Source organism: uncultured Zoogloea sp., from assembly GCF_937894855.1.
Taxonomy (GTDB): Bacteria; Pseudomonadota; Gammaproteobacteria; order Burkholderiales; family Rhodocyclaceae; genus Zoogloea; species Zoogloea oryzae.
This window is the reverse complement of record NZ_CALAYQ010000081.1, coordinates 1-12,044: the sequence shown is the minus strand read 5'-3', so window position 1 is coordinate 12,044 and position 12,044 is coordinate 1. Positions and strand designations below refer to the sequence as shown.

At 69.1% G+C, this 12,044-nt stretch carries 11 protein-coding genes; 6 read left to right on the top strand and 5 right to left on the bottom strand.

Features of this window, described 5'->3' with window-relative positions:
* Positions 1-53 precede the first annotated feature (53 nt).
* Both Q0672_RS10535 and ybiB read right to left on the bottom strand, forming a co-directional pair.
* A complete protein-coding gene (locus Q0672_RS10535; RefSeq protein WP_298622024.1) occupies positions 54-854 on the bottom strand; it encodes a caspase family protein in 801 nt (266 codons plus the stop codon).
* Positions 855-1,001: 147 nt separating this feature from the next.
* Complete coding sequence (gene ybiB / locus Q0672_RS10530) at positions 1,002-1,928, bottom strand: DNA-binding protein YbiB (RefSeq protein ID WP_298622022.1); 927 nt, start codon at positions 1,926-1,928, stop codon at positions 1,002-1,004.
* 188 nt (positions 1,929-2,116) lie between these two features.
* On the opposite strand from ybiB, the gene Q0672_RS10525 reads away from it, so the two are divergent.
* The 6 genes from Q0672_RS10525 to Q0672_RS10500 all read left to right on the top strand — a co-directional run bounded on the left by Q0672_RS10525 (position 2,117) and on the right by Q0672_RS10500 (position 6,414).
* Positions 2,117-2,986 carry a hypothetical protein gene (locus Q0672_RS10525; RefSeq protein ID WP_298622020.1) on the top strand — a complete coding sequence of 290 codons (870 nt, stop codon included), beginning with the start codon at positions 2,117-2,119 and terminating at the stop codon, positions 2,984-2,986.
* An 89-nt stretch (positions 2,987-3,075) separates the two neighbouring features.
* Positions 3,076-3,948 (top strand): NAD(P)-dependent oxidoreductase, encoded by an 873-nt coding sequence (locus Q0672_RS10520; RefSeq protein ID WP_298622019.1) that lies wholly within the window; start codon positions 3,076-3,078, stop codon positions 3,946-3,948.
* A gap of 1 nt (position 3,949) precedes the next feature.
* Positions 3,950-4,828, top strand: a complete 879-nt coding sequence (locus Q0672_RS10515) for an NAD(P)-dependent oxidoreductase (protein WP_298622017.1) — start codon at positions 3,950-3,952, stop codon at positions 4,826-4,828.
* An 8-nt stretch (positions 4,829-4,836) separates the two neighbouring features.
* Complete coding sequence (locus Q0672_RS10510; RefSeq protein WP_298622015.1) at positions 4,837-5,337, top strand: LEA type 2 family protein; 501 nt, start codon at positions 4,837-4,839, stop codon at positions 5,335-5,337.
* Positions 5,338-5,392: 55 nt separating this feature from the next.
* Entirely contained in the window at positions 5,393-6,094 is a 702-nt protein-coding gene (locus tag Q0672_RS10505) for an AzlC family ABC transporter permease (RefSeq protein ID WP_298622013.1), read from the top strand.
* Positions 6,091-6,414 carry an AzlD domain-containing protein gene (locus Q0672_RS10500; protein WP_298622011.1) on the top strand — a complete coding sequence of 108 codons (324 nt, stop codon included), beginning with the start codon at positions 6,091-6,093 and terminating at the stop codon, positions 6,412-6,414. Before Q0672_RS10505 ends, Q0672_RS10500 begins: the two co-directional genes overlap by 4 nt.
* A 14-nt stretch (positions 6,415-6,428) precedes the next feature.
* On the opposite strand, the gene Q0672_RS10495 is transcribed toward Q0672_RS10500, so the two are convergent.
* The 3 genes from Q0672_RS10495 to Q0672_RS10485 all read right to left on the bottom strand — a co-directional run bounded on the left by Q0672_RS10495 (position 6,429) and on the right by Q0672_RS10485 (position 11,925).
* Positions 6,429-9,209 carry an EAL domain-containing protein gene (locus Q0672_RS10495; protein WP_298622009.1) on the bottom strand — a complete coding sequence of 927 codons (2,781 nt, stop codon included), beginning with the start codon at positions 9,207-9,209 and terminating at the stop codon, positions 6,429-6,431.
* A gap of 98 nt (positions 9,210-9,307) precedes the next feature.
* Positions 9,308-10,459: a two-component system response regulator gene (locus Q0672_RS10490; protein ID WP_298622007.1), complete on the bottom strand. Its 1,152-nt coding sequence runs from the start codon at positions 10,457-10,459 to the stop codon at positions 9,308-9,310.
* A complete protein-coding gene (locus Q0672_RS10485; RefSeq protein WP_298622005.1) occupies positions 10,459-11,925 on the bottom strand; it encodes a response regulator in 1,467 nt (488 codons plus the stop codon). The genes Q0672_RS10490 and Q0672_RS10485 overlap by 1 nt, the downstream gene beginning before the upstream one ends.
* Positions 11,926-12,044 lie beyond the last annotated feature (119 nt).

Below are 12,044 nucleotides of genomic sequence, written 5' to 3'. Positions count from 1 at the left end.
ACCGGCCCGCGAACGGCGGGCCGGGGTTGGGTGGGGGTTACGTGAGGCTGGGCTCAGGAAAAGACCTTCCAGGCCTTGGCGGTGCGGCTGCCAAACAGTTGCGGGTTCTGGGGCAGCTGGTTGGTGGGCAGGTAGGTGGGGCTGATGGCCTTGAACCAGTTCGCGTAGCTGGCGGTGGCCGGCAGGGCGGCCAGGGCCTTGAGGGCGTAGTAGGTGAAGGCGCCGTTGGGGCGGCCCTTGAAGCTGGTGTCCCAGCTGAACTGGGTGTCGGTGCAGCCGGCCATCAGCAGGTCGCCGCCGCTGCGCGACAGGCCGCTGAGGCTGGGCAGGCTGATGGCGCGGCCGGCGGGCGGCAGGTCCTCGGGTTTCATCCAGACGCTGGGCGGCAGGAAGCGGGCGCGGGGCATGCCGGGGTAGAGGTCGCTGTCGTCACCGCGGGTGACGCTGCCGGAGTGGCAGCTGTCGGAGATCAGCAGCACGCGCACGCCGGGGGCGTGGTTGCCGAAGATCACGGCGATCTCGTCGTCGAGCAGCACCTTGCCCGAGCCGATGTCCCACGGGCACAGGGCTTCGTCGCGGCCGTCGGGTTCATCGCCGTTCTTGTCGGGCACCCAGGTGCCGTGGCCGGAGTAGGTGATGACCACCGTGTCGCCCTTGGCGGCACCGGAGATGAGGCTGCTCATCGCGCTGACCATGGCGGCCTTGGTGGCCTGGGCGTCGATCAGCGTGGTGACGGTGAAGCCACGGCCGGTGAGGGCGGCGGCCCAGTCTCTGGCGTCATTGACGCAGCCGTTGAGGTCGTTCTGGGTGCCGGGATAATCATTGATGCCGATGCACAGTGCCTTCTTGGTCATGGTCGATCTCCTTCCGGGGAATGGGCCGTCCGCGCGGGAGCGGCCCGGGAAATGACAAACGCTCTGAGCTCAGTTAAGCAGAGCTGCATGAAAGATCAATGGCTATCCGATGAAGGGTTGACGTAGGGACAGAAAACCTTTGTGCCCTTACTGCCGGGGCACGGCGGCGAGGGCCTGCAAGGCGCTGACCTGGTCGAGAACGGGCTGTGGAACGGGGATATCACCGGCCAGCATGGCCTGGATCAGGGCCGCGTTGGCGGAAACTTCCGGGTTGTCGGGCAGGCCCTCGACCGGCGGTGCGCCCCCTTCCTCGGCCGGAAAGGCGATGCTCGCAACGCCGTTGGCAAACGCTTCGAGCTGGGGCCGGCGGCGGGGGTTGGCGAAGGCTTCGCCCTCGGTGCCGCGCAGCAGCATGCCGGTGCCGCCCTGGGCCACCAGGTGGGCGTGCATCCGTTCGAGGTATTCGGGGTGGGTCACCGAGACCACCCGCACGCTGTGGCCGGGGGCAGGGTCGAGGAGCTTGGCGAGGGTGTGGGCGCTGTTGCGCACGCCCAGGCGCACCCGGGTGGCGAGGATCGGTTCGAGCCCCGGGGCGAGCACGTCGAGGGGCAGGCAGGCCAGGCGGCGCTCCGCAAGCTGGGTTTCGGCCTCGGTGATGCTGGCGGCGGGCTGGATGCCGAGGGCGTCGAGGAGCGCGAAGGGGCTGACCCGGCTTTCAAAGTCGTGACGGCCCTGGATCAGCACCGGCACGCCGGCGCGGGCCAGCAGCAGGGCCACCAGCGGCATCAGGTTGGCCTGGCGGCGGGCGCCGTTGTAGGTGGGCAGCACCACCAGCCGGGGGCCGGCCGGCACGGCGACGCGGGCGGTGCGAGCGTCGAGGGCGCGCTGGAAGCCGAGCAGTTCGTCCTGGGATTCGGCCTTGATGCGCATCGACAGGATGATGGCGCCCAGCTCGAGATCAGGCACACGGCCGTCCATCATGTCGCCGAAGAGGGATTCGGCCTGTTCGGTGTTGAGGGGCTTGGAGCCTTTCGGCCCGCGGCCGATCTCCTTGATGAAGGGGGCGTAGGACATGGCAGGAATCAGGTGCAGTGGGATGATCCGCCGAGTGTAGCGGAAGGCCCGGGCGAGGGGACGCGCGTAAGGCTTACTTTCCGTCACCCTTTTCATTGCGCTGGCGGGGAGCTATCTTGCCTTGAGGCCGCCGCGTGATGCCGGGCGGTTTCCAATTCCCAGAAATCACCGCCGGAAGGAGCAGGCCCATGCCACCCGTTGCTGCCACAACCCAGATCGGGACGACTTATCTTGACGTGAATGGCCTGGCCTATCCGCTGATGGCCTGTGTGCTGCCGGACATCAGCTGGGATGTGATCCCGCTGCCGGCACAGGACGGCGGGCGCCGGCTCAGGCAGGTTCGCTTCGGGCAGCTGACGGTGCGCTTCACGCCGCCGTCGATGGCGCCGCTGGCGGGCTGGCTGGAAGGGTTGACGAGCGGCCGGGTCGATCCGGTCGATCTGGGCGTGCTACACACCGACGGGAACGGCAAGGTGCGCCACCATCTCGTTCTGAAGGGCTGCATCCTCACCGAGCTGCGCCTTCCCGAGTGCTCGGCGGCGGGCAAGGAGATCTACGCGATCGAGGCGGTGTTCGAACCGGAGCGCGTGGAGGCCGGGCCGCTTGGCGGGGCGGTGAAGTCGGCCGCACCGGGACGCGCCAAGAAGTGGCTGGCGTCGAACTTCGTGGTCACGGTGCCGGGCCTGCCGAGCGGGCGGATCAGCCGGATCGGCGCGGTCACGCTCTCGCGCAGCCTGGTGCAGGAGGACGACCGGTTTGGCGGGCGGCTGCTGGTGGGCGCCCTGGGCTTCTCGCCGCTGGCCCTGACCGTGACCGGCCAGGATTGCGCCCAGTGGCGCGACGCGGTGCTGAAGCTGACCGCCAGCGGGGCGCACGGCGATCTGGTGGCGATCGGCGTGGAGCTGCGCGACACCACCCTCAAGACGGTGCTGGCGAACCTGAGCTTCCAGACCATCGGCCTCTCGGGGTTCAGTTTCGATCCGAGCGGCGGCAGCAGCGGCGCCGTGACGGCGATCGCCCGATTCGAGCTGGAGACGCTGAAGTTCCAGGTGAACTGATGGTCAGGCCGGCGGCCTGCCGGTTTCCCTACTTCCCTTGCCTGGGGCGGGCCGCTAACCTCTCGCTTTTTTGAGCGCGGGAGCAGGGCATGAAAATCGGGTTCGTCGGTCTGGGCATCATGGGGCGTCCGATGGCGCTCAACATTCTGAAGGGCGGGTTCGATCTGACCGTCTGGGCGCGCCGGGCCGAATCCATGGCCCCGCTGCTGGAGGCCGGCGCGAAGGGCGCGGCCAGCCCGGCCGAGGTGGCCGCGGCCTGTGACATCGTGGTGTCGATGGTTTCCGACGCGCCGGATGTGGAGGCGGTGGCCCTCGGCGCTGGTGGCGTGGCCGAAGGCGCGAAGCCGGGCCTGATCTACGTCGACATGAGCACCATCGCGCCGGCGGCGGCCCAGTCGATCGCCGCGCGGCTCGCCGAAAAGGGCGTGACCATGCTCGACGCGCCGGTGTCGGGCGGCGAGGTGGGCGCCATCAACGCCGGGCTCACCATCATGGTGGGCGGCGACGAGGCGGCCTTCGAGAAGGCCAAGGCGGTGCTCGCCTGCATGGGCAAGTCGGTCAATCTGATCGGCGGCTCCGGCGCCGGCCAGGTGACCAAGGCCTGTAACCAGATCCTCACCGGCGTGACGGTGATGGCGGTGGCCGAAGCCTTCAACTTTGCCCGCAAGAGCGGCGTGGATGCGGGCAAGGTGCGCGAGGCGCTGCTGGGTGGCTTTGCCTACAGCCGCATCCTCGAGAACCACGGCCAGCGCATGCTCGACCGCAACTTCAAGCCGGGCTTCAAGGCCTGGATGCACCAGAAGGACATGAACATCGTGGTGCAGGAGGCGCATCGCCTGGGCCTGATGCTGCCCACCAGCGCGGCCACGGCGCAGCTCTTCAACGCGATGGTCGGCAGCGGCCTGGGCGAGGAGGATTCCATCGCCGCGCTGAAGCTGCTCGAAGGCATGTCGGGGGGCTGAGATGCGCGTCGGTTTTGTGGGGCTGGGCGTGATGGGCCTGCCGATGGCGGGCCATCTGCTGAGGGCCGGGCACGACGTGGCGGTGTGGGCGCGACGCCCGGAAGCCACCGCTGACATCGCCGCTGCCGGTGCCGCGGTGTGCGCAACCCCGGCCGAGCTGGCCGCCCGCAGCGAGGTGGTGATCTCGATCATCACCGCCAGCGCCGACGTGGAAAACCTGGCCCTCGGCCCGGACGGGCTGATCGGCGGCTTTGCGCCGGGCGGCATCCACGTGGACATGAGCACCATTGCCCCGGCCACGGCCCGCAAGCTGGCTGCGGCCTACGCCGAGCGGGGCATCGGCTGGCTGGATGCGCCGGTTTCCGGCGGCGAGGTGGGCGCGCGGGAGGCGACTCTGGCGATCATGGCGGGCGGCGAGGCGGCGGTGCTGGATAAGGTGCGTCCGCTGTTCGACTGCCTCGGCAAGACGGTGGTGCACATCGGCGAGGCCGGCGCCGGTCAGGTGGCCAAGGCGTGCAACCAGATGATCATGGTGAATGTGATCCAGGCCTCGGCCGAGGCGATGCGGCTGGCGGGCGCCCACGGGCTGGACGCGACCAAGGTGATCGCTGCGCTGGCGGGCGGGTCGGCCGGATCGCGGGTGCTGGATGTAATGGGCGGGCGCATGGCGCGGCGGGATTTCGTTGCCGGCATCCAGTCGCGCCTGCATCACAAGGATTTTGCGATCCTGATGGACGAGGCTCGCCAACTGGGTGCGCCGCTGCCCATCGCGGTGCAGACCTGGCAGCAGCTCAACGCGCTGATGGGGCTGGGCGGTGGCAGGCTGGATACGTCCAGCCTGCTGAGGGTGCTCGAATCGCCGCTGGACGGACTGGAGTGAGGGCTGTGATGGATCGTCGTCGTTTTGTTGTGCTGGCGCTGGCCGGCGCGCTGCTGGGGGGCTGTGCCGGCTCCACCTTCCGGCCCCTCAAGCCCGAGGTTTCGGTGGCGGACATCCGCGGGGAGGGCGGCAACCTGCTGGAGCAGCGCTTCCTGCTGACCCTGCGGGTGACCAACCCCAACCGCTTCGAGATCCCCGTCGAGGGGCTGAGCTTCACGCTTGACGTGGCCGGCGAGCCCTTTGCTCGCGGCGTGGGCAACAAGCCGGTGACGATCCCCGCGCTGGGCGAGGCGCTGGTGGAGGTGAAGGCCACCGCGGGCATCGCCGGGCTGGTGATGCGCCAGTTCAAGAACCTGGGCAAGGGGCTGGACAAGCTGGAATACCGGCTGAAGGGGCGGCTGGTGACGGGCAATTTTGGTGGCTATGACTTCGACCAAAAGGGCGAGCTCGACCCGGCGAAGCTTTTCCGCGACGGGCGGCCTGCCAAGGCGCCTTCCGAGCAGTTCTAGTTTCGATTCCCTGCCGCCGGCCTTTCCGTTTTGGGAGGCCGGCTGGATCTTCTGCATGTCTTCCAGATTGTCCGAATTCCTCGCGGGCTGCCGCGACGAGGCGCCGCTGCAGCTGGGCGTGGTGCCCTTCGGGATGCTCTACGGCATCGGCGCGCTGGCGGCCGGGATGCCGCCCTGGCTGGCCCAGGCGGCGTCGGCGGTGGTGTTTGCCGGGGCGGCCCAGCTGGTCATCGTGCAGATGCTGGCGGCGGGTGCCGGGGCGCTGCCGATCGGGCTCACCGCTGGCCTGCTCAATTTGCGTCACATGCTGTACAGCGTGTCGATGGCCGAGCATGTGCGCCATCTGCCCCGGCGCTGGCGGATGTTGCTGGCCTACCTGCTGACCGACGAGGCCTACGCGGTGGCGATCCTGCGCTACCAGACCAAGCCGCGTCCGCAATCGGGGCCGGATGTGCGCCACTGGTACTTTCTGGGCTGCGGTTTCACCCTGTGGGCCACCTGGCAGCTCTCGACTGCGGCCGGGCTGCTGTTTGGCGCGACGGTGCCGGCGGAGTGGGACATCGACTTTGCGGTGCCGCTCACCTTCATCGCGCTCCTCACCCTGCTGATGCGCGAGCGGGCCGGGCAGGCGGCGGCGCTGGTGGCGGCCGTGGCCGCGCTGGCGCTGGCGGCGCTGCCCTTCCGGCTGGGGCTGGTGGTGGCGATCCTGCTGGGCTTGGTGGCCGGGGTGATGGCCGCGAAGCGGGGCCGGCCATGACGACGGGCGCGCTGGTCGGCCTGCTGGTGACGGTGGGCTTCGTCACCTTTCTGTACCGCTACGCGATGATCGGGCTGTTTGCCGGGCGGCGCCTGCCGGGCTGGCTGCACGCCCTGTGCCGGCACATCGCGCCGGCGAGCTTTGCGGCGCTGACGGCGGGCGAGCTGTTCATCCACCACGGCGAGGTGGTGCTGTCGCTGATGGCGCCCAAGCCCTGGGCGGCGCTGGTGGCCGCGCTGGTGGCGTGGCGCACGGGCAGCGTGCTGGCCACCATCGGGGTGGGGATGGCGGCGCTTTACTGCTTCAAGTGGCTGCTCTGACCGACCGGGCCTGATCAGGCCACGGCGAGGGAAACTTCGCGGGTGGCGCGGCGGGTGCGCAGCAGCCGGGTCATGTCGTCGGCGCTCATGGGGCGGCTGCACAGGTAGCCCTGGTAGGCGTCGCAGCGCCAGCGGCGCAGGAGGGCGAGCTGGGCGTCGGTCTCGACGCCTTCGGCGATCACCTCCAGGCGCAGGGTGTGGGCCATCGCGACGATGGTCTGGGCGATGGCGGCGTCGTCGGCCTTGGTGACGATCTCGTCGATGAAGGAGCGGTCGATCTTCAGCCGGTCGATGGGGAAGCGCTTGAGGTAGGCGAGGCTGGAATAGCCGGTGCCAAAGTCATCCACCGACAGCTGCAGGCCCAGCTTCTTGCACTCGGCGAGCAGGTTGCGGGTGTGCTCGGGGTTGCGCATCACCAGGCTCTCGGTGAGCTCCAGATCCAGGAAGGCGGGGGCGAGGCCGGTTTCGGCGAGGGCCTTGCGGATGGTGTCGAGGAGGCCGGCGTCGTCGAACTGGCGGGCCGAGAGGTTGACGCTGATCGGCACGTGGCTGAGGCCTTCGGACTGCCAGGCCTGGTTCTGCCGGCACGCCTGATGGAGCACCCAGGCGCCGATCGGCACGATCAGGCCGGATTCCTCGGCGATGGGGATGAACACATCCGGCGGGATCATGCTGCCGTCGGGCTGGCGCCAGCGGATGAGGGCTTCCATGCCGATGAGTTCGCCGCTGAGGGTGTCCACCTGGGGCTGGTAGAACAGGGCCAGCTGGTCTTCCTCGACGGCCTGACGCAGGCGGTTTTCCAGGTCGAGGCGTTCGCTGAAGCGTTCGGACAGGCCGTGGTCGAAGAACTGGAAGTTGTTGCGGCCGCGTTCCTTGGCCAGATACATGGCGGCGTCGGCGTGCTTGATGAGGGCCGCGCCGTCGTGGCCGTCGTTGGGGAAGAGGGCGATGCCGATGGAGAGCGAGATGGTGAACTGGCGGCCGTGGAGCTCGAAGGGGCGGGACAGGCTGGCCAGGATGCGCTCCGCCACGTCTTCGGGCATCGAGCCCTTGTCGAGGTTGTCGAGGACGATCACGAACTCGTCGCCACCGGTGCGGGCAACCAGATCGCCGTCGCGCACGCAGCCGCGCAGGCGCTGGGCCACGGCAAGCAGGAGCTCGTCACCGGCGTGGTGGCCGAGGGTGTCGTTCACGTATTTGAAGCGGTCGAGGTCGGTGAACAGCACCGCGGCGCCGCGGCGGCGTTCCCGGGCGGTGTTGATGACCTCGGTGAGGTGGGTGTTGAGCAGGGTGCGGTTGGGCAGGGAGGTGAGGCTGTCGTAGTGGGCCAGGTGGCGGATGCGCCGCTCGGCGTCGTGGCGCTGGGTGACATCCGCGACGATGCCCAGGTAGCCGCGCACGTGGCGGTGGGCGTCGCGCACTTCCGAGATGCTGAGGTTGGCCGGGAAGATGCTGCCGTCGCGGCGCCGCAGGCTGACTTCGTGGGTGGGCCCCATGGCGGCGGCGGAGATCGCGGCGAACCCGCCGGTCTTGTCGGTGAGCGCCCAGCGGGCGATGTCTTCGGGGGTGTGGAAGATGAGCGGGGTCTCGCTGCCGATGAGTTCGTCGGCGCGGTAGCCGAACATCCGCTCGGCCGCGGGGTTGAGGACGCGGATGATGCCGGAGGCGTCGGTATAGACGATGGCGTATTCGGCGCAGTCGAGGATGGCGCGCTGGAGGGTGGTGGTCTCGCGCAGCAGGGCTTCGGAGCGGGCGTGCTTTTCGACTTCGCTCTCGAGCAGGCGGTTGGTGTCGCCAAGGGCCTTGACGTACTGTTCCAGCGAGGCGTTGGCGTCGCCCAGGGCGACGGTCTTTTCGTCCACCTGCCGGCGCACTGCGTCGGCGCGGGTCTGCAGCACATAAATCATCAGCGCCGCCAGGGTTGCCAGGGCGAGGCCCGAGAGCAGCTGGGCGCCCGCGTCCCGGCCGACGACGAGGCTGTCCATTTCATTGTCTGCGGCGGCGATCACCAGCCAGCGGCGATCGGCGAAGGAGACGCTGTCGGCGAAGGAGGTCTTGCCGATGCGGAAGGACGGACTGCGATGGACCGGCAGGTTTGCGCTGGCGTCGGCATCGACGATCTCGAGCTCGAAGGGGCGGGGGCCGTTGGTCGGATAGGTGACCGAAAAAGCTTGTTCGAGCAGGGTGCTCACCGACATCTGGATGAACAGCAGCTCCCGGCCGCCGGCGTGGGTACGGTCGCCGGGGATCGGGCTGAGGATGAGTACCGAGGTTTGCTGGGGGCCACCGATGGCGGGCAGGGCGAAGGGGATGGTGGCGCTGATGGCCTCGGTGTGCTCGGCGGCCACGGCGGCGGCGAGGAGGGCATCGGGAATGGCGGATCTGCTCGCGGTTGCTGGCGGACTGCTGTCTGCGGCGTCGCGGGTGGTGCTGGCGGTGATCGCGGCCTTGCCGTCATCCACATGGACGATGCCGATCCGCAGGATCTCGGGGTTGTGGGTGAAGACCGGGGTGACCATGCGCCCGAGCTGGGCGCGGCTGCTATGGGGGGCGATGGCCAGCTGGCCGCTCAGGATGTCGGCCTGGCGCAGGAGGCTGTCGGTGCGCTCGCGCAGGTGGATGACCTGTTCCTGAGCGAGCAGGTGCAGACGTTCCCGGGTGGCGGTGGCCTCCTCGAGCAGCGCGGTGCGATAGTTGTCCACGGTGAGGGCCAGCACAACCGCGAAGACCAGAAGCGCCAGCCCGTAACGGCGAAGGTGGGCGGCGACCGGTCGGGACGTCGGGCGGGGGGGCATCAGGTCTCCTGTCGGACGTAAAGCGGACTTTGCCGGCTCTCAGGCCGGCTGGTCTTTTACGGACGCCAGTGCTGAATCTTGAGTTCTGGAAGGGCGCGTCAGTCGCCAAAGACGAGCCGCAGCCGCGCTGCCTCGGCGGCTTCGTCCACGTCCACGTCGGCGAAGCGCTGGGCGATGTTCCGGAACTCGTCCTGCAGGGCCAGGAAGGCCTCGATGATGTTCGGGTCGAAGTGGGTGCCGCTACCGGCGCGGAGTTCCTCGACCGCCTCATCGTGACTCACTGCCGCCTTGTAGACACGCTTGCTGATCAGGGCGTCGTAGACGTCGGCTACCGCCATCAGGCGCGCCGAGAGGGGGATGCGTTCGCCGGAGAGGCCCAGCGGATAGCCGCTGCCGTCCCATTTCTCCTGGTGGGAGTAGGCGATCTCCTTGGCGAAGCGCAGGAAGCGGGCGGACACGCCGAACAGGGCTTCGGCCCGGCTGATGGCTTCGCGGCCGAGGGTGGTGTGGGTCTTCATCACCTCGAACTCGGCGGGGGTGAGCGTGCCGGGCTTGAGGAGGATGCGGTCGGGGATGCCGACCTTGCCGATGTCGTGGAGCGGCGCCGACTTGTACATCAGGTCGATGTTCTCGTCGGTGAGCTCGGTGGCGTAGTGGGGGTTGGACTGGAGGTGGCGGGCCAGCAGCCGCAGGTAGGACTGGGTCCGGCGGATGTGGTTGCCGGTCTCGTTGTCGCGTGTTTCGGCCAGGGAGGCCATGGCGACGATGGTGGCGTCCTGGATCAGGGAGAGCTCGCGGGTGCGGCGGGTGACTTCCTGTTCGAGGTAGCTGTTGCGGTCGCGCAGAAAATCGCTGGCGGCCTTGAGGGTGAGGTGGTTGCGGATGCGGGTGAGCACCAGCGGCGGGCTGATGGGCTTGGTGATGTAGTCCACCGCACCGGCGTCGAAGCCGAGCTGCTCGTCCATCTCTTCGTTGCGGATGGTGAGGAAGATCACCGGGATGTTGGCGGTGACCGGATCGTTCATCAGCCGGCTGCACACCTCGTAGCCGTCCAGGTCGGGCATGGTCACGTCGAGGAGGATGAGATCGGGCACCGGCTTGCTGGCGGCCAGCTGCAGCGCGCGGTTGCCGCTGGTGGCGATGCGTGTGCGGAAATCGGCGCGGTGCAGGCAATCGACGATCGGCTCGATCGACTCCGGCGCGTCATCCACGACGAGGATGAGCGGGCGATGGCTGTCGATGGATTGCATCAGGCGTGGTCTCCGGGCATGGCCTTTTCCTCGAGCGTCTCGCTCAGGCTGGCTAACGCCTCATCATAATCGTAGTGCTGGATGGCGTTGGAGATTTGTGCGGTTTTTTCAATCCCAATTCGGGCAACGAGGTCGGGCCGGAGCGCCCGGAAGGTGGCGGGCGCGGTGCCGTCGGCGTCGCGCAGCTGTTGGGCCAGCGTCGTGGCGGCCTCGTGGAAGGCGGCGTCGTCGAGGGTGGCGGTGCCGTCCGCGGTTTCGGGTGGGAGCTGGGTTTCGAGCAGTGTGACCAGGCTCAGCAGCTCGGCCGACAGGGCCGGCAGCTCGGCCAGCGCTTCGCCGGCGCTAGCCCCGCGGCGCAGGGTGGCTTCGAGGTTGCGGGCGGCGTCCCGCAGGGCGTTAGCGCCCAGGTTGGCAGCGGCGCCGCGCAGGGTGTGGGCGATGCGCTCGGCCTCGTGGCGGTTGCCGGCGGCGAGCGCCGCGCCGATCTGGTCGGCGCTGCCGGCGTGGCCCGAGACCAGCCGGCGGAGCAGGCGGATGTACGCGGCGCCGTCCTGATTGACCCGGCGCAGGGCGCCGGCCACGTCGATGCCGGGCAGGTCGGGCAGCCCGGCGACGGGGTCGGGCTTCGGGTGGCCGGCGTGGCTGGCGTGGCGGAGGATCGTCTCGACCAGCCGCTCGGGGACGATGGGCTTGGCCACGTGGTCGCTCATGCCGGCGTCGATGCACTGCTGGCGCTGCTCGGCCATGGCGTGGGCGGTCATCGCGACGATGGGCAGGGCGGCGAAGCGGGCGTCCGCGCGGATCAGCCGGGTGGCCTCGAGGCCGTCCATCTCGGGCATCTGGAGATCCATCAGCACCACGTCGAAGGCATCGGGGCCGGCGGCCCTGAGTGTCTCGACGGCGATGCGGCCGTTGTCGGCCATCTGAACCACGGCGCCATGCTTTTCGAGCAGCACCCGGGCGATGTGCTGGTTGATGTCGTTGTCTTCCACCACCAGCAGGCGCAGGCCGGCCAGCTGCAGGGCGGGGCTGATGACCGGCAGGGCGGCGATGCTGTGGGCGGCGCGCATGCCGAAGGCGCCGACGATGGCGTCGAGCAGGGTCGAGGCGGTGGCGGGCTTGTGCAGGTAGCCATCGATGCCGGCATCGACGCCGCGGCTGACGACGTGGTCGTCGCCGTAGGCGGTGAGCAGGATGATGCTGGGCGGGGCGGTGAGGCTGCGATCTTCCTTGATGCGCCGGGTGGCCTCGATGCCGTCCACCTGGGGCATGCGCAGGTCCATCAGGACCAGCCCGAAGCGGTCGCCGCTGTCGGCCCGGCGCACCGCGGCGATGGCTTCGGCAGCGGACGTGACGGCCTCGCTGCGGAACGGGAAGTTGGCCAGCAGGTGGAGCAGCACGGTGCGGGCCACCGGGTGGTCATCCACCACCAGCACCCGCAGGCCGTCCAGGATGCCGGGCAGCACTTTGGGGGCGCTCTCGCCGGCCAGTTCGAAGCGGGCGTTGAAGCGGAAGGCGCTGCCCTTGCCCCAGGGCTCCCGCAGCTACCCTATCGACATCAATCGTCATCATCCTCATTGACTTC

Bases quoted from the DNA above. Each gene is read 5' to 3' on its own strand.
- Q0672_RS10515 (WP_298622017.1), top strand. From the start codon at position 3,950: ATGCGCGTCGGTTTTGTGGGGCTGGGCGTGATGGGCCTGCCGATGGCG.
- Q0672_RS10510 (WP_298622015.1), top strand. From the start codon at position 4,837: ATGGATCGTCGTCGTTTTGTTGTGCTGGCGCTGGCCGGCGCGCTGCTG.
- Q0672_RS10490 (WP_298622007.1), bottom strand. From the start codon at position 10,459: ATGCAATCCATCGACAGCCATCGCCCGCTCATCCTCGTCGTGGATGAC.
- Q0672_RS10505 (WP_298622013.1), top strand. From the start codon at position 5,393: ATGTCTTCCAGATTGTCCGAATTCCTCGCGGGCTGCCGCGACGAGGCG.
- Q0672_RS10535 (WP_298622024.1), bottom strand. From the start codon at position 854: ATGACCAAGAAGGCACTGTGCATCGGCATCAATGATTATCCCGGCACC.
- Q0672_RS10525 (WP_298622020.1), top strand. From the start codon at position 2,117: ATGCCACCCGTTGCTGCCACAACCCAGATCGGGACGACTTATCTTGAC.
- ybiB (WP_298622022.1), bottom strand. From the start codon at position 1,928: ATGTCCTACGCCCCCTTCATCAAGGAGATCGGCCGCGGGCCGAAAGGC.
- Q0672_RS10520 (WP_298622019.1), top strand. From the start codon at position 3,076: ATGAAAATCGGGTTCGTCGGTCTGGGCATCATGGGGCGTCCGATGGCG.
- Q0672_RS10500 (WP_298622011.1), top strand. From the start codon at position 6,091: ATGACGACGGGCGCGCTGGTCGGCCTGCTGGTGACGGTGGGCTTCGTC.
- Q0672_RS10495 (WP_298622009.1), bottom strand. From the start codon at position 9,209: ATGCCCCCCCGCCCGACGTCCCGACCGGTCGCCGCCCACCTTCGCCGT.